The following is a 20,722-nucleotide window of genomic DNA, read 5'->3' on the forward strand; positions in this document are numbered from 1 at the left end:
TGTTGTTTTGAATTTGAATTTGAATTTTGATATAGCAAACTAAAATGAATTTAGCCTTCTATTCTAAAACGGCCATGTCGCCGTACTTTCATATCAGCCAAGCGTTTGTGAGTACTAAACAATGGGTAAGTCAGTGGACCTAATATACAACCGACACATCCCCACCGCTTTACTGCTAATCCATGCTTATAAGCTGCGAAACCAAATAAAAAACCACTACTAATACTCAATAAAACAAGCATGAATAACCAACTGAACTGCATTATCGTTGACTCCAAATAACTCAGCTAACGTAATCCCTACCTATACATCATTACGACTCATCTTTGACTCGCAACTAATCATGTTAACGCCATAAGATCGAAACTATTACAGTTTAATAGCGAAATATCATCCTCATCGTTTACGCTATCATCCTTAACTTATCATACTAAACAACGGGTATTATACCGTAAGGAAGCATATATCTGATTAAAAACCAGGCAAAAGTATACCTTCATTAAATAAAAAAGCGGCAATATATTGCCGCTTTTTTTACAACTTGATAACCTTTTAGTTATCAATAATAAACACTAGGTTTACTTTTTATAAAATTGGCTGCCATCGCTAGCCATTTTGACTAACGTATCGCACGGTGCGAAACGGTCTCCGTACAGTGATTGATAACCTTGCAAAGTCGCGACTAAATTACTTGCACCTAAGGTGTCGATATAACGGAACGGACCACCTAAGAATGGCGGGAAGCCAATACCGAATATAGCACCGATGTCACCATCTCTTGCCGAGGCAATAATGCCCTCTTCAAGACAACGAACAGCCTCATTGAGCATCTGAATCGTACAACGCTCTGCCACACCTTTTGCTTCTTTATCTGAAGCGATTAAGATATCGAGAACCTTGTAAACGGATTCATCAACTAATTTGGCTTTTTTAGCTTTAGGTCCGTATTGATAGAAACCTTTGCCATTTTTACGACCCTTACGGTCATCGGCTAATAACTTGTCAAAAGCTGCAGGCGCTTTAAAACGATCGCCAAGTTCTTTTTCTAAAATCGGCGAAATTTTAGCTCCTACGTCAATGCCCACTTCATCAAGCAAAGTCATCGGTCCCACAGGGAAACCAAACTTCACTAATGCGCGATCTAGATGCTCAATACGCTGACCTTCTAGTAATAATTGCGCAGCTTCGTTCATATACAGGGCAAGAATACGGTTAACATAAAAACCAGCACCGTCTTGAACCACAATAGGTGTCTTACCTTGCTTGCGTGCAAACGCCACTGTGGTAGCAATCGTTTCTGGTGATGTGGTTTTATGGGCAATCACTTCAACTAATGGCATTTTTTCTACCGGAGAGAAGTAATGTAAACCAATCACATTTTCAGGACGACTTGCCGCAGCAGCAATCTGACCAATAGGTAATGAAGACGTATTAGAAGCAAAAATGGTGTTCTCACCACATTCACGCTCAACATCTTGAACCATTTTATGTTTAAGCGCTAAATCTTCAAATACCGCTTCAACAACGATATCGGCATCTTTAATGCCAGTATATTCTGTCGTCGTTGTCATTAATGCCATAATATTGTCACGCGCTATAGGTGTCATATGACGACGCTTAACGCCTTTATCTAGCAGCTTGTAAGCATATGATAGTGCGTTACTTAATCCCTGCTCTGAAATGTCTTTTACACGCGCTGGAATTTTAGCTTTAGTGGTTGTTACAGACGCAATACCACCGCCCATTAAGCCACCGCCTAATACCATTACTTTTTTAACTTTACGTGGCACAGCGCCTTCAGCACCAGTTTCTTTTTTCATTTCCGTGGTGGCAAAAAACAAGCTACGTAATGCTGCCGACTCTTTCGACATCACCAAATTAGCAAAATGAGTCGCTTCAACCTCAAGCCCTTTCACCATGCCTTTATTCATACCTTGACGAACACAATCGATGATTTTAGCCGGTGCAGGATAATTACCTTGGGTTTTCTTTAATACTTGCTTACGCGCTTGATCAAAAATAATATCGCGAGTAAACGAAGTTGATTCTAAAAATTGATTAATTTTAGATTGCACGACAGGCTTTGCGGCCTGTTTACCTTTTTTCGCTAGCTCAACCGCAGTTTCAAGCAAAATAGAGTTAGGCACAACATCATTCACTAAACCCATTTTTAACGCTTGCTTAGGACGAATTTGTTTACCCGTTAACATCATATCAAGAGCAGTTGTAATACCCACTAAACGAGGCAAACGTTGAGTACCGCCACCACCAGGCAATAAACCCAGTTGCACTTCTGGCACACCTAGCATGGTTTTTTTATCGTCACTGCATACGCGTAAATGACACGCTAGCGCTAACTCTAAACCACCACCTAAACAAGCACCGTTGATCGCGGCAACAACTGGAATAGATAATCCTTCAAGCTCAGAAAAAACCACATGCCCTTGTTGTGACAATGCTTTGGCTTGCTCTTCATTCTTACAAGCAGCTAACATGGTAATGTCGGCACCGGCAACAAACGAATCTGCTTTACCTGAAATAACAACGAGACCTTTGATACTGCTGTCAGCTTTGATTTCAGTTAATATTTCACTGATTTCAGGGCCAAATTGCTCTTTTAAGGTGTTCATGGTTTCGCCAGGAACGTCCATTGTTAAAATGGCAATACCATCGTCACGACGAGCTAAATTAAATGTTTTTTCCATGCTCATTACTCCACCTCCAAAATCATTGCTGCACCTAAACCACCTGCAGCACAAGCAGTTGCTAAACCAGTACCACCACCACGACGCTTAAGTTCATTACACACTTGGGTAATCAAACGCGTACCGGTTGCTGCAAAAGGATGACCATAAGCCAATGAACCACCCAGTACGTTAAACTTACTCATGTCGATTTCGCCAATTGCGCGGTTACGACCTAATTTTTCTTCAGCAAACTTTTTAGAACCAAACATCTGCATATTTGCCAATGTTTGTGCAGCAAATGCTTCGTGCATTTCAATCAGCGTTAAATCTTCTAATTCCATTCCAGCACGTTTCAATGCTAATGGCGTAGCATACGAAGGCCCCATTAACATGTCTTGCCATACATCGATAGCCGTAAACGCATAACTCTTGATGTAACCAATAGGTTGATAACCTAGAGCTTTAGCGCGACCTTCACTCATTAAAATAATGGCTGAAGCACCATCAGTTAATGGCGTACTGTTGGCGGCAGTAACAGTACCGTGCTTGCGATCAAATGCGGGACGCAATTTGGCGTAAGACTCTAATACTGAGTTTTCACGGATATTGTTGTCACGGTCAATGAATTGTTTATATGGCGGAATATGAGCTGTCATGACTTCATTGCGAAGATGACCTGAGTTCCATGTTTCGGTCGCCAATGTATGCGAACGGTGTGCTAACGCATCTTGATCTGCACGGCTAATATTGTATGTCTTAGCCATTTGTTCGGCGGTTTGTCCCATAGACAAACCGGTTGAATACTCAGCAACCGCAGGCGGTACTGGCATTAAGTCTTTTAAGCCTAAACGACGTGCAATCGCAAATTTCTGCTTAAAAGTACGTGCTTTATTTAAATCGACTAAAGCATGTGCAAGCTTTTTGGATACTCCAATAGGTAATACTGAAGACGAATCTGAACCACCCGCTAGGCCGATTTCAATATTGCCGGTCATAATTGATTCAGCTACGTTAACCGCCGACTGAAAACTGGTTGCACAGGCGCGGGTAACAGAATAAGCATCTGTTGATACATTCATGCCAGTGCCAAGTACAATTTCACGGGCAATATTGGGTGCCGCAGGCATTTGTACAACTTGGCCGTAAACAAGTTGTTCAATTAACTGAGGGTCGATTTCAGAGCGAGACAGCAACTCATTAACCACCATTTTGCCCATATCTAGCGCGGATACGCCATGAAAGGCTGTTGCTTGTTTTGCAAATGGTGTTCTTAAACCGGCAACAATCGCAATGCGCTCACCCCGGGAATTTGTTACTTGTTGTCTATCACTCATGTGTCACCCTCTATTATTGTTAGCTTATCTCGGCACCGCCGGTAAGTTTCTATTTTTGCCAGATAATCTGGTCAGACCATCAAAGTGTGATCTGATTCTAACTTTTTATTGAATAGTTTTAAACAGGCGTTTACAACTATCTACTTCATAAAGAGTTAAATTGTGTTAATCCTACTAGCCAAAAACTAATAGAATTCATAACATAGGGTGTAATAATCCCAATGCCAACTAAATAAATTGAGTACAGCTATGCCGTTAAGTCGTTTCCACTCACTACGCACCTATTTAGATAATGTTGTCTTAGGTCAACCCGTATTAACTGAAAACTTGCTGATAGCACTTATCGCAAACGGACATTTATTGGTTGAAGGTCCTCCTGGTTTAGCCAAAACCCGTGCAGTGAAAGCATTATGTGATGGAGTGGAAGGCGAGTTTCATCGTATTCAATTCACTCCCGATTTACTGCCAGCCGATTTAACCGGTACTGATATTTATCGTCAGCAAACGGGGACATTCGAATTTGAAGCAGGGCCAATTTTCCATAATCTAATCCTAGCAGATGAAATTAACCGTGCCCCAGCTAAGGTTCAGTCAGCGCTTTTAGAAGCAATGGCTGAAGGCCAAGTTACCGTGGGTAAAAATAGTTATCCTTTACCGCCACTATTTTTAGTGATGGCAACACAGAATCCGCTAGAAAACGAAGGGACTTACCCACTGCCAGAGGCGCAATTAGATCGTTTTTTAATGCACTTAAACCTCGATTATCCTAGCGCAGAAACCGAAGTCGAAATCTTACGACAATCGCGTAAAGAGGCCAAAACACATCAGTTGCCCACGATAGACCCCGTCGCACAAGCCGATGTGTTTGCAGCAAGAGAGCAGGCATTAGATATTTACTTAGCTGAACCGTTAGAGAAATACATCGTTGAAATTGTGATGGCGACTCGACAACCTGCTCGCTACAGTGCTGATTTAGCTAAATGGCTTGAATATGGTGTAAGTCCTCGCGCCACGATTTCATTAGAACGCTGCGCCAGAGCTCGTGCTTGGTTATATGAGCGCGACTTTGTATCACCAGAAGACATTCAAGCTGTTGCGCCTAATGTGTTACGTCACCGTTTGTTACTCAGTTATCAAGCGCAAGCGGAAGGCGTTACGGCAGATCAGGTGATTGATCACATTCTTAGTCAAGTGGCCGTACCGTAAATGTTGCAGCGCCAGCACCTATTATTAAGCATGATTAGATTATGATGAACCCAACTAATTCATTACCACTTTACAGTGATGGTGTGAGCTTGAATGAGCAAGAACTTATTGCTTGTCAAAGCTTATCCCGTGCCATACCCGATCGCCAATCGCGAGCGAAAGCGGCATTGTCTGGTCACCGAAGCAGCCAAATAAAAGGCCGCGGTATGGAGTTTGCTGAAGTTCGTCATTACCAAAATGGGGATGATGTTCGTACTATAGACTGGCGAGTTACTGCGCGAACAGGTGTTGCGCATACTAAGTTGTTTGTTGAAGAACGCGAACGCCCTATCCTGCTATTGATAGACTTAAGCCACAGCTTATACTTTGGCTCCCAGCTATTATTACAATCAGTGCAAGTGGCTCATTTAGCCACCACGTTAGGTTGGAATGCCATTAACCATGGCGATAGACTTGGGGCATTAATTGCTAGTGAAAGCAATCATTTAGAGCTAAAACCACGTAGTCGCCGCCAAGGTATTTTACAATTGACCTCAGGATTAATTGATGTCCATCAACAGCAATTAAACCAAATAAATCAATTATCACCCGATCCCGGCCATATGTTTAAAGCCTGCCAACGACTACAGCGTATTGCTAAGCCAGGGTCACTTATTTGGATTATTACTGACGGCCAGCATATCAACCAGCAATGTTTAGCGCCTTTAACCGAGTTGTCGCGTCACTGTGATATTGGTGCCTTTGTGGTAACAGATCCATTAAGACAGGGAACCTTAGCGTTACCCAAACAATTTTCTCTACCCGTACGAGATGGCCAACAACAACTGACCCTAACCCGTCAAAGTTATGAAGCCTGGTTAAGTACCCAGCAACAGCAGTTGCAGCAATTCGTCTCATTAATGAATATGATAAAAGTACAACCTAAATTCATCGATGCCGCTAAACCGCTCAGTGCACAATTGGATATTTTACGTTAAATGACCACAGCTAATTTACCAACACAGCCATTGCCGATTGACGCCAAAGCCTCCGCTTTAGCGCAAATGCAAGATATTGTATTACCAGAGCCAATTAGTGCAGTGCCTATCGCACCAGGATATTGGATAATTGCAGCTGTATTAATAACCTTAGCAATCTGGTTAATTAAGCGTTTATATAAACAACATCAATATCATGCACCACGAAAAATAGCGCTGACGTTACTAGATAGCTATGATATTGAAGATGATACCTTTGCGGCACAGGTTAACAGCTTACTCAAACGCACCGCACTTACCTATTTACCGCGTGAACACCTCGCTAAACTCAACGGTCAGCCTTGGTTTGATTGGTTAGATACTCGCCTCGCCTCTGGCCAGCAACATAAAATTGGTCAACTATTAGTCAAGCGACATCAAGCAAGTGGTTTAGATCAAACCGAAAAAGCCCAATTAAAATCTTTAGCAAAAGCCTGGCTAAGCAATAAACGTCCTTTTAGTGATGCAACGTTATCATCCAACAACTCACATCTGGAGGCCAAATGCTAGCATTTTACTGGCCATGGTTATTAATCTTACTGCCGCTTCCGTTGTTGATAAAACGCATCAACATACATAATGTCGGCGGACATTTACAGCTACCCGGCATCGCTACAACGGTTACAGTGTCCAGCTCAGTAAACCGAAAAAGCAGCAGAAAACGTTACTGGCTAATGTGGATATTGTTGTTGTTAGCAATAGCTCGACCACAGTGGCTTGGCGATCCCATAGAATTACCGGCAAAAGGCCGTGATTTAATGATTGCGGTGGATTTATCCGGCAGTATGCAAATTGAAGACATGGTAATAAATGGACAAACTGTTAACAGGTTTACCCTAATACAACATGTACTTAGTGACTTTATCGAACGTCGTAAAGGTGACAGACTCGGACTTATTTTATTTGCTGATCATGCTTATTTACAAGCACCACTCACTTTAGACCGCCGCTCAGTTGCCACATTTTTAGATGATGCGCAGATAGGTTTAGTCGGCAAGCAAACCGCTATCGGTGAAGCTATTGCCCTGGCGGTTAAGCGCTTTGATAAAGTTGACGAAAGTAACCGAGTACTCATTCTGTTAACGGATGGCTCTAATAATGCGGGTAATATTGAACCAGAAGTCGCCGCTCAAATTGCCGCGAAACGAAACATCACCATTTACACTATTGGGGTTGGAGCCGAAATATTAGAACGTCGAACTATTTTTGGAAAAGAGCGCATTAATCCATCAATGGACTTAGACGAAGACCAACTCAAAAAATTAGCCGCCATGACTAAAGGCCGTTATTTTAGAGCGCGAAATAGTGAAGAGTTAGCCAGCATTTATCAAGAAATAGACAAGTTAGAACCGGTGAGTCGAGATCAATTGAGTTATCGTCCCAAAAGTGAGTTATTTTATTGGCCATTATTAATGTCATTATTGCTCAGTTTTCTAATCAGTTTGCAACAACAATGGCCTGCTCAGTTATTGGCTAAAACCAACCAGACTAAAACTAACCAAACCAAAGAGGCGAATCAATAATGATCCATTTCATTCGCCCTGAATGGCTATTAGGGTTCATCCCGGTATTAATATTAAGTGCATTATTTTGGCGTAAACATAGCCAGCAATCAGCATGGAAACAATATATCGCCCCACATTTAAGTCAGTTGCTTATCAGCCAAACGGTTGAGAAAAGTCATCAGCTCGAATGGCTATTAATTGCCAGTTGGATCATCGCCGTTATTGCGCTTTCAGGGCCGGCATTAAACAAACAAAATCTGCCAGTATTTGCAACCGAACAAGGTCGAGTGCTCATTATGGATATGTCTCAGTCCATGTATGCCACCGACTTAAGTCCAAATCGTTTGTCCTACGCTAAATTTAGAGCGACCGACTTATTAAATGAATTAAAAGAAGGCGAAACAGGGTTGATTGCCTATGCTGGTGATGCTTATACCATTAGCCCGTTAACCCGCGACCGTGACACTATTTTAAACTTACTGCCAACATTATCACCCGATATTATGCCTACTAAAGGATCTAACTTAACAGCGGCGTTATCTCTAGCAGAAAAACTATTGGCTCAAGGTGGCCATGTCAGTGGCGATATTATTGTCATGACAGATGGCATTTCTGCACAACAATTTAATCAAGCAAGCAGTGCACTTAACAGCCGTTACCGTTTATCGATCATGGCTTTTGGCAGTAAACAAGGTGCGCCAATTCGCTTAGCTGATGGTCAATTACTGCGTGATAGTAGTAATGAAGTTGTCGTCGCTAAAACCGATTACGGTCTATTACAAAAACTAACCCAACAACATCAAGGGATCCTAGTACCGGCCCAAACCGATGGCAGCGATGTGTCCACTCTAACAAACTGGCTGGCAACTGATGGCAAGGCAACAGAAACTGAGCTTGCTGGCGAGACTTGGCAAGATCTGGGTCCATATTTAGCCATGTTATTAATTATCCCGATGTTAATGAGTTTTAGGCAAGGATTATTAACCCTTATGCTTAGCCCTAGCATACTATTCGCTACGGCAATGACATTTAGTCTAGCCAACAGTCAACCAGCACAAGCCTCTGTGTGGCAGGACTTATGGAAAACTAAAGACCAACAAGCACAGTCTGCATTTGAACAAGGTGAATTTTCACAAGCAGCGGAAACATTCGAAAACCAACAATGGCAAGCCTCTGCGCAATACAAAGCCGGTAATTATCAACAAGCGCTAGAAGGCTATGAACAAGACAGCAGCGCCCAAGGTTTATATAACCAAGGGAATGCCCTAATGCAGCTTAAAGATTATCAAGAGGCCATTAAGCGTTATCAACAAGCTATTGCGGCTCAATCACCGTTTACTGAAGCAAAACAGAATTTGACCTTAGCCCAGCAATTGCTTGAACAACAAAAAGAGTCATCAGATCAGCAATCTGATAAATCAGAGCAAGATCCATCTAACTCAAATGATGGCAACTCAACATCAGAACAATCTTCTGATAACAATGAATCTCAACAAGCAGATTCCGACGAATCACAGTCTGGTGAACAGGAAAACCAACAAGGTCAACAAGACCAATCTGGCCAACAAAACCAACAACAGAACGCTGAAAACCAATCTGACAATAAAAATGATCGTTCATCTGATAATAATAAACCGCAATCACAAAGTGATCAGCCATCAGACCGTGATGAACAACAAGATGATAAACAATCCGAATCGTCACAAAACGAAGCACAACAGCAAAATGGTCAGCAACAAAATAGTTCGGATCAACAATCATCAACCTCTGAAGATAACAACACTTCACAGCAAGATGATTCAACGCAGGATTCTCCAGCTAGTAACGAATCTAGCATGCAGGCCAGTGCGACTAAAAATGGAGACCAACAAAATGATGGCAACCAAAAAATGGGGACTGCACAGTCTTCAACAGAGCCAAGTGCAGAAGACATAAAAGATGGTAAACCATCAGAAATGATCTCGGCTTCACAAATTAATCAAGATGATTTGCCTGCAGATATGCAACGTGCCCTTCGCGCCATAAATGAAGATCCACAAGTATTAATCCGCAATAAAATGCAGCTTGAATATCAAAAACGTCGTCAAAATAGTCAACCGCCTAAGGAAAATGAACAGTGGTAATCAGAACTTTTTTTAGCCTATTGCTATTCATCATTGCAGCACCGGTATTTGCACTTAGCCAAGTACAAGCTACCATCGACCGAAACCCAATTGTTACAGGCGAGTATTTCGTACTCGATATTATTGCCGATGATGATCTAAATGCGGGTGCATTAGATACCTCTGTATTACTCGATGACTTTATTGTTGGAAGAACCAGTGTTGGCCGTAGCACTAAAATGGTTAATTTTGACACCACCAAAGAAACTCGTTGGCAGGTATTATTGTCACCTAAGTCAGTGGGCAATGTCACCATACCGGCGTTTAACATCAAAGGAATTAGCTCAAACCCAATTACCTTAAAAGTTATTCCACAAGGTTCAACTGCCGACGAAGTACAAAACGTATTTATTAACATCAACACTAGTGCCTCAGAAGCTTATGTCGGCCAATTAATCACTTATAAAGTAAAACTATACCTTGCAGTAGAATTACAACGAGGAGTATTAAGTGCTCCCGTTATTGAAGGCGCGCAAATCAAGCAAATAGGTGAAGACAAAGATGGCAGTGAGATTATTGATGGCCGTCGCTTTAGAGTAATTGAACGCACTTACGGTATTATTGCCGATCTGCCAGGGGAATTAGTTATCAATGGCGCCAGTTTCTCAGGCGATGTACTTGTTGAAGCCCCTAGACGCGGAGGTATGTTTGGCTTTAATGAAAGTCGGCCAATGCAAACAGAAGCGGAAAGAGAAGTCATTCAAATCAATTCAACACCGCCAAGTTACCAAGGAAAATGGTTAGTCAGCGATATTGCGGTATTAAAAGAGACGTGGCCAGACGATATCAACGAATTTGAAGTTGGCAGCCCGATCACCCGCACAATTAGTTTAATTGCATCAAATACCGATGACACTAGTTTACCCGACATCGATATTCCACTGGCCGACGGCTTAAAAGCCTATCCAGAAAAACCGTTAAGACAAACTTTTGTCCGCGATAATCAAGTGGTATCACAATACAGTATCACTACTGCTATTGTGCCAACAAAACCAGGCACTTACACTCTACCAGAGATAAATGTACCTTGGTGGAACCCACATCTTAAAAAGCAACAATTTGCCACATTACCCGCCCGCACGATTAACGTGGTAGGCAGCACAACGGCTACGACAGATATTCCACCTGCAGATACTTTTAGTGCCGTTCAAGACAGCGGATATTGGCCGTTACTGAGTGCGGTTCTGGCGGTATTATGGCTCATCACTTTAGTCTTATGGCGTAAAGCTGCATCGATAAACCGCACGTTGCCGCAATCTAATCAAGACAATAAAAACCTCAAAACACCTAGAAAAACAGCAACTACCGGACTCAATGCAATTATTCATGCATGCGATCGTAACGACAGCAGTGCTGCTATTATTGCGGTACAAGCCTACTTTAGCGAGCGTTTAGGCAAATTGATGACCTTGACTCAAATTAGCGGTTTATCTGAACAATTGGCGTTTGCAATGAATAAGCTACAAGCAGACAAATACAGTAATAAGCCACAAGCGATTGATAAAAAATCGCTAATGGATGCTATTTTGGCTTATCAACAACCCCCTCTCGACAATAAAAAATCAATAATCGCGGAGCTAAATCCATAGCATTAAAAGGCTAAAATAGTAGCATTAAAAGGCTAAAATAGTAGGTAGATTCTGCTATTTAGCTTGCTATTAATCCTCCTCCTTTTTAAGCTGTTACATATTATTAACTCAAAAAAGTTAAAAAATGTTTGATTCATTGCGAAAGAAAAAGTCCGAACCCGCGGTCTTATCTGAGATGCTAACAAAACAACGACGATACGATAGCCTTGTCAGGGCTCTTCACACCGACATATTTCGCTACGCCTTTTGGTTATGTGGTGATAAGCATGTTGCTGAAGATATTACTCAAGAAACGTTCTTAAGGGCCTGGCGTTCATTGGACTCATTAAATGACGAAAAAGCGGCTAAAGCCTGGCTAATTACCATTTTAAGACGGGAAAATGCCAGACGTTTTGAGCGTAAACAATTTGACTATAGCGACGTAGAACAAGATTTACTTGAAGATGTACTATCGACTAGTCATGAAGAAGATACCGAGCAGTATTGGTTACGTCGTCAAATAGGTAAACTCGATATCGAATATCGAGAGCCTTTGTTATTGCAGCTGATTGGCGGGTTTAGCGGTGAAGAGATTGCCACGATGCTCGAACTCAATCGAAATACGGTAATGACCCGTTTATTTAGAGCCAGAAACCAGTTAAAAGACGCTCTCGAAGCACCAGAGGTAAGAGGTCAATCAAATGGATGATCTACAGTTCCGTCGCCATGCATACGGTGACCCCAATAATCAAGCCGACGATTTTTTAGCTCATTTAGCTGAAAATGAAGACGATGCTAAATTTGTCAAAGATCTACAAGCATTTGACCATAAACTCACTCAAGCACTCAATATTAGTGTGCCTGATGGACTTGCTGATAAGTTAATTTTACGACAGCAATTGAGTCAGCATCAAAAGAGTAAAAAACAGACCCGTTACTTAATGGCCATGGCCGCTTCAGTTGCCTTTATTGTGGGAGTTAGCTTTAGTCTATTACGCTTCACGCCAGTAAACTTAGGTGAAAACTCGTTGGCTCATGTTCACCATGAAACCAAAGCATTAGTGATGGAACAGGATATTGGTTTTAACGACGTAAACTTTAAACTCGCCAGTTTAGAAGGATTAAGTGATTCGAAATTTATCCAACAACCAGGCCGTGTTTTTTACACTTCTTATTGCGACTTCCAAGGTGTTAAATCATTGCATTTAGTGATGGCCGACGAGAACGGAAACAAAGTCACGTTATTTATTGTGCCCGTCGAAAGTCGTATTGTGTTAGAAGAAGCTTTTGCTGATAACCAATATAAAGGCCAAAGTTTTCAAACAGCCGACGCCTATATGGTGTTAGTGGGCGAACCCGCTTCTGACCTTGAATTTGTCAAAAAAGAAGTTGAAAACACCTTTATCTAATTTATAAATTAATGATTAAAAATCCGCTACTTCATTGGAATAGCGGATTTTTTTCATTTTAAAAAATCAAAGTGTGAACTAGATCGAACTTCTGCTAGCATGTCGACCATAAAAATAATCACTTGGAAGCAATATGGAAATTCAAACACCAATCATCATTACCTTTATTGGATACCTTGCCTTAATGATGGGCATTGGTTACTGGGCTTATCGTAAAACAGACACGGTTGATGATTACATTCTCGGTGGTCGCAAAATGGGGCCCGCAGTAACAGCGTTAAGTGTTGGCGCATCAGATATGTCTGGTTGGTTGTTATTAGGCTTACCTGGTGCGGTGTATTTAAGTGGTTTAGGTGAAGCCTGGATTGGATTTGGATTAGTTTTTGGTGCGTGGCTTAATTGGTTATTTGTTGCAAAACGACTGCGAATTTATACCCAAGTTGCTAATAATTCTTTGACGTTACCAGATTTTTTTGAAAACCGTTTTAATGACTCTCATGGACTATTAAAATTGGTTTCGGCATTAACGATACTGATCTTTTTCACTTTCTATGCTTCTTCAGGCATGGTGGGCGGCGCGATATTATTTGAAAAAGTATTCGGCCTCGATTACAACCTCGCCTTACTGATCGGTTCATTCATTATTGTGTCTTATACCTTCGTAGGTGGATTCTTTGCCGTCAGCTGGACCGATTTTTTTCAAGGCTGCTTAATGTTAATTGCATTATTAATTGTACCCATTGCAATTTTCAGCCAACCCGACACTCAAGCAAGTTTTGAACAAATTGATCCTGTCATGTTGTCATTTATAAACGAAAATACTACCGTCATTGGACTCGTGTCTCTCTTGGCGTGGGGATTAGGCTATTTCGGTCAACCGCATATTTTGTCTCGTTTTATGGCTATCGGCAGCCCAAAAGATTTAGTACTGTCCCGTCGAATAGCCATGAGCTGGATGATAGTGTCGTTAGTCGGCGCCTTAGCCACCGGTATTGCCGGTAGCCTTTATTTTGCTGCTGAGCCACTTGAGAACTCAGAAACAGTATTTATTCATTTAGCCCATGCCGCTTTTAATCCATGGATTGGTGGTTTGCTGATTGCCGCTATTTTGTCTGCCATCATGAGTACTATTGATTCACAATTACTGGTTTGTTCTAGTGTCATCACGGAAGACTTTTACCTTAAATGGTTACGTCCACAAGCCAGTAGCAAAGAACTGATGTTAGTAGGCCGTATTGGCGTTATTGCCATTGCCCTAGTCGCAGGCGTTGTTGCGCTTAATCCTGAAAGCAGCGTGTTAGGACTCGTCAGTTATGCATGGGCTGGGTTTGGCGCTGCGTTTGGTCCCGTGGTGTTATTGTCACTATTTTGGCAAGGTTATAGCCGTAATGGTGCAATATCAACCATTCTAGTGGGTGCTTTAACCGTTGTCGTTTGGAAACAACTGACTGGCGGTATTTTTGAATTATATGAAATCGTCCCTGGATTTGTTTTCGCAATGTTAGTGGGGGTAATCGTCAGTAAAATGTCACCACCAACACCGAAAACTATCGGCGACTTTGCTGATTTCCGTGAATCTTTAAAAACACAATAAACTCAAATAAAAGGCTATATTTGTCATTTTAATAGCTCAACCGCTGTAATTGTAGAGGTTGAGTTATTAATCTTATAATCGAATTTAAAACAATCGAGTGTTAAAACAATCGAATTACCTAACAAGCTTCGATAATCCTCATGTTGTTAGTGTCTTAAATCCACTATGAATAAACTTTAACTTAAACTAACTGCACAGTAATGGTTGTCTAGAACTGATCATAAATTTACATATACTGCCATGCTATCAAACACCTACTTCACCATTAAAAATAGGAATTAACTTAATATTAACAACAACTAACATCTGGTCGGAGTTGTTACATTAGTCACACTTACCTAATATGCCTAAAATTTTGGCCGTCAAATGCTTAAAGTGAATAAACTTTGTGCAAAACGGTAATAATAAATGAGACATAATAATGAATAAATTCCACAAGACCCTCATTGCTACCGCGGTAGGCTTACTCAGTGCACAAGCATCCGCTGCTGGTTTTCAGTTAAACAGCCAATCTGCTACTGGTATTGGTCGTGCAATGGCGGGGGATGCCGTTATTGCTGACAACGCATCGGTTCTATCTCGTAACCCTGCAGCTATGGCTCTTTTTGATGAAACAGCGCTATCTTTAGGTGTTGTTTATGCAGATATTGATGTATCAGTATCTGATGTAGAAGGCAATTTTGCCGGACAAGACGTTGCTTTTGGTAGTGAGCATAAGGCTGCAGAAGCAAAAGTTATCCCCAATTTTTATTACATCAATCCAATTAACGACAAAATGGCGTTTGGTGTTGCGGTATTTAGTAACTACGGCACTGGCACCGATTTAGGTGACTTGGCAAACAGAACCCCTACCATTAGTGGCAATGCTGTACCTCTTCCGCCTCCAGTAGATTTATTAGGTAACACAGAAGTTGTTACGATCAATTTCAATACCAGTATGTCTTACCGTGTGAATGATCAGTTTAGTTTTGGTTTTGGTGTTGATGCCGTTTACGGTAGTGGAACCCTGACACGTACTAGCGATAACCCACAAATTGGCAGCCTAGTAGATGTTGATGCTGATGGTTGGGCTTTAGGTGGGATTGTTGGTGTTGTGTATGAAGTTAATCCAGATAATCGCTTTGGTTTAAGTTATCGTATTAGCCCAAAACTTACCGCCAAAGGTGATGTAAATTATCTTTACACTGAATACAATGAAATTGATATTCCTATCGCTGATATTGCTCAGTTTGCCGGTTTCCACCAACTAACGGATAAGTTTGCTGTGCATTACACAGCACAGTGGACCAATTGGAGTGCATTCGACAAAATCGTGGTTAAAGATGGTGCCAATGGTGTCGACCAAGCAGATTTAAAAGAATACCACTGGAAAGATTCGTGGTTCTTAAGCCTAGGCGCTACTTATAACCTCACTCAAGACTGGACTTTACGCGCAGGTGTCGCAACCGATCAGGGCGTAGTTAATCAGCATTCATCATTATCAATACCTGATTCTGATCGTACTTGGTACACCGCGGGTGTGAGTTACGATTTAAATGCAAAATCAAGCGTTGATTTAGGTATCGCTTTTGTACGCGGAGAAGATGTTACTGTACTAGAAAATAGTAACCTTCTTGCTCAAGTGCCTGGCTACAACAGTGAGATTTCAGCACAAACGCGTTCAAATGCTGTTTACTACTCAGTACAATATAACTACAGTTTTTAATTAGCAGTATTTGCCCTTTTTTAATCCGCTCACCACGGGCTAAAATTTTCCAACCAAGCCGCCTTTTATCGTTAATTGGCGGTTTTTTTATGCCATTTATATCATAGGGTTCTAATCTATACGATTTTACAATATATCGGTTGCTTAACAGTGCAAAGTCCATTAGAATTTTCTTATAGACTTCAACTTAGGCTATCACTATGTCTCGCTTATCTAATAATTTATTCTTCGGCACCATTCTCGCAACAACAGTACTAGCCGCAATAGTATCCTATACAGCGCAAGCCTCTGATGTTGCTACATTAAAACTAGAGTATTCAGATCAATATCAGCCGCATATTTATGATGCAAAAATTGAAGCTATTAAAGCGGCAACAATTTCTGCACAAACCTCAGGGCGAATAATCAATATTCATTTTGATGTGAATGATCTCGTCCCACAAGGCGCTGCATTATTGGAAATCACCAATAAAGAGCAAGGCGCAGGATACGCGGGGGCAGAAGCGGAGCTAGCCAAAGCAGAGGCGCTAAACAGTGAAGCTCAAGCACAGTATGCACGCTATAAAGCGTTGTTTCCTAAGGGCGCCATATCAAAAGGTGCTATGGACGAAGCCACTGCCAAAGCAAAATCCAGCAAGCAAGCAGTCAGTGCTGCTCAAGCGCAGTTAATAAAAGCCAAAGAGAGTTTGAATTACACTGTCGTGAGTGCGCCTTTTAGTGGCCGAATGACCAAACGATTTATCGAACAAGGTGAAACCATATCTTACGGCCAAGCGTTGTTCTCTGGCTACGACACTCAACACCTTAGAGCTGTATTTCAAATTCCTCAGCAAGATGTGGCTCAGGTGCAAAAACAAGAACAAGTAAGCGTTCAATTGTTCAATGGCGATGAAATCATTTCTAATGATATTAACGTCTATCAATTTGCCGACCCGTTAACTCATCAACATCAAGTTAGAGTAAACATTGATGCCAGTAACATTGAAGACGTCATAGTAGGTCAATGGATAAAAGTCATCGTTAACTTCCCTAGTCGAACGAGTTTAATGATCCCATTATCGGCCATACATCAAGTCAGTGACTTAACGTCGGTATATCGTCAAATGGCAGATAAAATAGTGCTTAACCAAGTGCGTATCGGCCGAGTAGATCATCAGAATAATACCGCAGAGGTATTATCTGGGTTAATGGAAGGCGATGAAATTGTTATCGACGCTGGACGTTATTTAATACAATCCTCTGCAACAAAAGGTCAGGAGTAAACCTGATGACAACACCTAATGAATCGATAAAACTTGGCCTTTCAGGCTCAATAGCAAAAGCATTTCAACACAGTGCCATTACCCCATTACTGGCTATTCTAGGTTTATTACTCGGCCTTTTTGCGGTGATTATTACCCCCAAAGAAGAAGAACCTCAAATTGATGTGACTTTTGCTGATGTGTTTATCCCCTACCCTGGAGCCACACCGACGGAAGTTGAAAATCAGGTCACCTTACCTGCAGAACGGATAATTTCTCAAATAAAAGGCATTGATACCCTGTACTCATTTTCCCAGCCCGATGGCGCGCTCATTATCGCTATTTTTGACGTTGGTGTCCCACGAGATGAAGCTGTGGTTAATTTGTACAATCAACTGTATTCAAACAGCGATAAGTTTAACCATGCAGCAGGCATTGGTGAGCCGTTAATCAAACCTAGAGGTATTGACGACGTACCTATAGTAGGGTTGACGCTCTGGTCTCAAGATCCAAACATCACTGCAGAGCAGCTTACCTTGGTCGCATCGGGCCTAGAAACAGAGCTAAAACGGATACCGGGTACTCGAGAAATTTATAGCCAAGGTGGCCACGAGATGGTGTTAAATGTGCGTATTGATCCTGTCAAGATGAACAGTTTCGGCGTAACGTTCAACGATATTAGTGCCACATTACAAGATAATAACCAACTGTCTACAGTCGGCTCGATGACGCAGTTTAATCAAGAAATAAAACTGCAAGCGGGGCAGTTTTTACGCACGCCAGATGATGTTAATAATCTGCTGATTAAAGTTAATCAACCCGAGTCTATAACGGAGAAAAGTCCATTTCCTCGTGCAGTTTATTTATCTGATGTCGCCGATGTGAGCCTTAAAAGTGATATTCCTAAACAACATGTTTGGCACGTAACAGATAAGGGGACTTACCCGGCTATAACCATCGCGATTGGTAAACAGGCGGGGCAAAATGCCGTCGACATTGCAGATGCCGTATTAGCTAAAATCGATGCTGTCGATAACGTATTAATTCCCAATAATGTCAATGTCGCTATCTCTCGCAACTACGGTAAAACCGCTGGAGATAAATCTAATACACTTATTTTCAAATTGATTTTTGCCACATCTGCGGTAGTACTACTGGTATTTTTCACCATGGGACTTCGTGAGTCTGCCGTCGTTGGTGTAGCCATTATCATTACTCTCGCCATAACCTTATTTGCATCTTGGGCATGGGGATTCACTCTAAACCGAATTTCATTGTTCGCACTTATATTCTCCATTGGTATCTTGGTCGATGACGCCATCGTAGTAGTAGAGAATATTCATCGGCATATGGCCATGAGTAATAAACCGATAAGCGAGCTTATTCCTCATGCTGTAGATGAAGTCGGCGGGCCAACCATATTAGCCACATTTACTGTTATCGCCGCCCTATTGCCGATGGCATTCGTATCCGGACTAATGGGCCCATACATGAGCCCAATTCCGATTAATGCCAGTATGGGAATGATTATTTCGTTATTAATCGCGTTTATTATGACCCCGTGGTTGAGCCGAATATTGTTAAAGCCTCATAAAAAATCACATAGTTCAAACAATAAAGCGCCTGACACAGGTATCCCAGTAGAAGAAGACAATCGATTAACCCGTCTATTTACGCGAATAATGAGTCCTTTTTTACTCGGCGAACATGCGCCAAAAGCGCGAAAAGGCTTGGCTTTAGGGATCGTATTATTGATTGCCTTCGCTATCGCCTTACCTGTAATGCAAGCTGTAGTACTAAAAATGCTGCCTTTTGATAATAAGTCTGAGTTTCAGGTAATGGTTGATATGCCTGAAGGCACCCCTGTGGAACAAACTCAAAGAGTATTACAAGATCTCAGTCAATATCTCAGCAGTGTGGAAGAAGTTGAGCATTTACAGTTGTACGCGGGCACCCATGCACCTATGAATTTTAATGGCTTAGTACGACATTATTTTTTACGCAGCAGCCAAGAACTCGGTGAAATTCAGGTCAATCTAGTGGATAAAAAACATCGAGACCGCGACAGTCATACCATTGCATCATCTGTACGCGAGCCGTTGCAAAAAATTGGTCTACGTTATCAAGCCAATATCAAAATTGTTGAGGTACCACCAGGGCCACCGGTTTGGTCGCCTATAGTTGCTGAGGTTTATGCGCCTAACACCGAATTACGTGAACAAGCAGCCAATGACTTATTGCAACGTTTCAGAGATACCGAATACGTCGTTGATATGGATATATATTTGCCAGCGCAACAACAAAAGTGGCAAGTATTAATTGATCGGAATAAAGCCAGCTTAATGGGGGTTTCTTACGCCAGTATTGTCGATGCGATCAGCACTGCTGTTGACGGAAAGGATGTCAGTTACTTGCATCAAGCACAGCTAGCTCACCCCACACCGATTAGGTTACAGCTTGATGAAGCCGCTAAAGTAGACCTAAAGCAAGTGTTGTTATTACGCCTACCTACTCAGTCGGGTGAAACTGTAGCACTGGCAGAATTAGTTAAGGTGCAACAACAAGTCATTAATGCACCCATTATTCATAAAAATATGGTGCCAATGATCATGGTTATTGCAGACATGGCAGGGCCAACTGGCAGTCCGCTGTATGGCATGTTCGATATGGTCAGCCAAATTAATCAGCAAAATGAGCAAGGTGACTCAAGTTATCCAATTCAACAAAATTTGGTTAATCAGCCTGATGGATTAACCGACGTGTCGATTCTGTGGGACGGTGAATGGAAAATCACATATGAAACGTTCCGCGATATGGGCATTGCTTATGCCGTTGGCATGATTGCAATTTACTTACTTGTAGTCGGTCAGTTTAAATCTTATATCGTGCCGTTAATCATCATGGCGCCCATTCCGTTGACCATCATAGGTGTTATGCCTGGGCACGCTTTACTAGGCGCTCAATTCACGGCTCCGTCTATGATAGGCATGATAGCGCTGGCAGGCATTATTGTCCGAAATTCAATTTTGCTGGTCGATTTCATTAATCAACAAATAGCCGCAGGAGTTCCCTTAGAGCAGGCGGTTATCCATTCAGGCGCAGTAAGAGCAAAGCCAATTATGTTGACAGCATTAGCGGCAATAATAGGGGCATTATTCATTATTGATGACCCTATTTTTAACGGATTAGCCATCAGTTTAATATTTGGTATTTTTATCTCAACCATTTTAACCTTGGTGGTGATTCCGGTGTTGTATTTTTCAGTAATGAAACATAAGCATCTGTAAAAACATTA

At 41.7% G+C, this 20,722-nt stretch carries 15 protein-coding genes; 12 read left to right on the top strand and 3 right to left on the bottom strand.

The features are described 5' to 3' along the window. Positions 1 to 50: 50 nt before the first annotated feature. The 3 genes from EGC86_RS18625 to fadI all read right to left on the bottom strand — a co-directional run bounded on the left by EGC86_RS18625 (position 51) and on the right by fadI (position 4,021). Positions 51 to 263: a hypothetical protein gene (locus EGC86_RS18625; protein ID WP_011638124.1), complete on the bottom strand. Its 213-nt coding sequence runs from the start codon at positions 261 to 263 to the stop codon at positions 51 to 53. A gap of 315 nt (positions 264 to 578) precedes the next feature. After that, on the bottom strand, positions 579 to 2,705 hold the full coding sequence (gene fadJ, locus EGC86_RS18630; protein WP_123778543.1) for a fatty acid oxidation complex subunit alpha FadJ: 2,127 nt from the start codon (positions 2,703 to 2,705) through the stop codon (positions 579 to 581). 5 nt (positions 2,706 to 2,710) lie between these two features. Beyond that, a complete protein-coding gene (gene fadI, locus EGC86_RS18635) occupies positions 2,711 to 4,021 on the bottom strand; it encodes an acetyl-CoA C-acyltransferase FadI (RefSeq protein ID WP_011638126.1) in 1,311 nt (436 codons plus the stop codon). A gap of 249 nt (positions 4,022 to 4,270) precedes the next feature. On the opposite strand from fadI, the gene EGC86_RS18640 reads away from it, so the two are divergent. The 12 genes from EGC86_RS18640 to EGC86_RS18695 all read left to right on the top strand — a co-directional run bounded on the left by EGC86_RS18640 (position 4,271) and on the right by EGC86_RS18695 (position 20,714). After that, positions 4,271 to 5,227: an AAA family ATPase gene (locus tag EGC86_RS18640; RefSeq protein WP_123778544.1), complete on the top strand. Its 957-nt coding sequence runs from the start codon at positions 4,271 to 4,273 to the stop codon at positions 5,225 to 5,227. A 41-nt stretch (positions 5,228 to 5,268) separates the two neighbouring features. After that, positions 5,269 to 6,204 (top strand): DUF58 domain-containing protein, encoded by a 936-nt coding sequence (locus EGC86_RS18645; protein ID WP_123778545.1) that lies wholly within the window; start codon positions 5,269 to 5,271, stop codon positions 6,202 to 6,204. Continuing rightward, the gene (locus EGC86_RS18650; protein ID WP_102036149.1) at positions 6,205 to 6,753 is read left to right on the top strand and encodes a DUF4381 domain-containing protein; all 549 of its coding nucleotides are present in this window, start codon (positions 6,205 to 6,207) and stop codon (positions 6,751 to 6,753) included. Beyond that, positions 6,747 to 7,766 carry a vWA domain-containing protein gene (locus EGC86_RS18655; RefSeq protein WP_123778546.1) on the top strand — a complete coding sequence of 340 codons (1,020 nt, stop codon included), beginning with the start codon at positions 6,747 to 6,749 and terminating at the stop codon, positions 7,764 to 7,766. Before EGC86_RS18650 ends, EGC86_RS18655 begins: the two co-directional genes overlap by 7 nt. Further along, a complete protein-coding gene (locus tag EGC86_RS18660) occupies positions 7,766 to 9,871 on the top strand; it encodes a VWA domain-containing protein (protein ID WP_123778547.1) in 2,106 nt (701 codons plus the stop codon). The genes EGC86_RS18655 and EGC86_RS18660 overlap by 1 nt, the downstream gene beginning before the upstream one ends. Next, complete coding sequence (locus EGC86_RS18665; protein WP_123778548.1) at positions 9,865 to 11,499, top strand: BatD family protein; 1,635 nt, start codon at positions 9,865 to 9,867, stop codon at positions 11,497 to 11,499. The genes EGC86_RS18660 and EGC86_RS18665 overlap by 7 nt, the downstream gene beginning before the upstream one ends. Positions 11,500 to 11,623: 124 nt before the next feature. Beyond that, positions 11,624 to 12,187 (top strand): sigma-70 family RNA polymerase sigma factor, encoded by a 564-nt coding sequence (locus EGC86_RS18670; RefSeq protein ID WP_011638133.1) that lies wholly within the window; start codon positions 11,624 to 11,626, stop codon positions 12,185 to 12,187. Next, entirely contained in the window at positions 12,180 to 12,887 is a 708-nt protein-coding gene (locus tag EGC86_RS18675) for a DUF3379 domain-containing protein (RefSeq protein ID WP_011638134.1), read from the top strand. Before EGC86_RS18670 ends, EGC86_RS18675 begins: the two co-directional genes overlap by 8 nt. A 133-nt stretch (positions 12,888 to 13,020) precedes the next feature. Continuing rightward, a complete protein-coding gene (gene putP, locus EGC86_RS18680) occupies positions 13,021 to 14,481 on the top strand; it encodes a sodium/proline symporter PutP (protein WP_123778549.1) in 1,461 nt (486 codons plus the stop codon). Between the two features lie 421 nt (positions 14,482 to 14,902). Further along, complete coding sequence (locus EGC86_RS18685; protein ID WP_011638136.1) at positions 14,903 to 16,186, top strand: OmpP1/FadL family transporter; 1,284 nt, start codon at positions 14,903 to 14,905, stop codon at positions 16,184 to 16,186. 200 nt (positions 16,187 to 16,386) lie between these two features. Then, positions 16,387 to 17,448, top strand: coding sequence for an efflux RND transporter periplasmic adaptor subunit (locus tag EGC86_RS18690; protein ID WP_123778550.1), 1,062 nt, complete (start codon positions 16,387 to 16,389; stop codon positions 17,446 to 17,448). 5 nt (positions 17,449 to 17,453) lie between these two features. Continuing rightward, on the top strand, positions 17,454 to 20,714 hold the full coding sequence (locus EGC86_RS18695; RefSeq protein ID WP_123778552.1) for an efflux RND transporter permease subunit: 3,261 nt from the start codon (positions 17,454 to 17,456) through the stop codon (positions 20,712 to 20,714). The last annotated feature ends 8 nt before the right edge of the window (positions 20,715 to 20,722 follow it).

The sequence above is a fragment of the Shewanella frigidimarina genome, assembly GCF_003797125.1.
Taxonomy (GTDB): Bacteria; Pseudomonadota; Gammaproteobacteria; order Enterobacterales; family Shewanellaceae; genus Shewanella; species Shewanella frigidimarina.

Excerpts from the sequence above, each read along its gene's own strand:
- EGC86_RS18625 (WP_011638124.1), bottom strand. The coding sequence starts at position 263 with ATGCAGTTCAGTTGGTTATTCATGCTTGTTTTATTGAGTATTAGTAGT.
- fadJ (WP_123778543.1), bottom strand. The coding sequence starts at position 2,705 with ATGGAAAAAACATTTAATTTAGCTCGTCGTGACGATGGTATTGCCATT.
- fadI (WP_011638126.1), bottom strand. The coding sequence starts at position 4,021 with ATGAGTGATAGACAACAAGTAACAAATTCCCGGGGTGAGCGCATTGCG.
- EGC86_RS18640 (WP_123778544.1), top strand. The coding sequence starts at position 4,271 with ATGCCGTTAAGTCGTTTCCACTCACTACGCACCTATTTAGATAATGTT.
- EGC86_RS18645 (WP_123778545.1), top strand. The coding sequence starts at position 5,269 with ATGATGAACCCAACTAATTCATTACCACTTTACAGTGATGGTGTGAGC.
- EGC86_RS18650 (WP_102036149.1), top strand. The coding sequence starts at position 6,205 with ATGACCACAGCTAATTTACCAACACAGCCATTGCCGATTGACGCCAAA.
- EGC86_RS18655 (WP_123778546.1), top strand. The coding sequence starts at position 6,747 with ATGCTAGCATTTTACTGGCCATGGTTATTAATCTTACTGCCGCTTCCG.
- EGC86_RS18660 (WP_123778547.1), top strand. The coding sequence starts at position 7,766 with ATGATCCATTTCATTCGCCCTGAATGGCTATTAGGGTTCATCCCGGTA.
- EGC86_RS18670 (WP_011638133.1), top strand. The coding sequence starts at position 11,624 with ATGTTTGATTCATTGCGAAAGAAAAAGTCCGAACCCGCGGTCTTATCT.
- EGC86_RS18675 (WP_011638134.1), top strand. The coding sequence starts at position 12,180 with ATGGATGATCTACAGTTCCGTCGCCATGCATACGGTGACCCCAATAAT.
- putP (WP_123778549.1), top strand. The coding sequence starts at position 13,021 with ATGGAAATTCAAACACCAATCATCATTACCTTTATTGGATACCTTGCC.
- EGC86_RS18685 (WP_011638136.1), top strand. The coding sequence starts at position 14,903 with ATGAATAAATTCCACAAGACCCTCATTGCTACCGCGGTAGGCTTACTC.
- EGC86_RS18690 (WP_123778550.1), top strand. The coding sequence starts at position 16,387 with ATGTCTCGCTTATCTAATAATTTATTCTTCGGCACCATTCTCGCAACA.
- EGC86_RS18695 (WP_123778552.1), top strand. The coding sequence starts at position 17,454 with ATGACAACACCTAATGAATCGATAAAACTTGGCCTTTCAGGCTCAATA.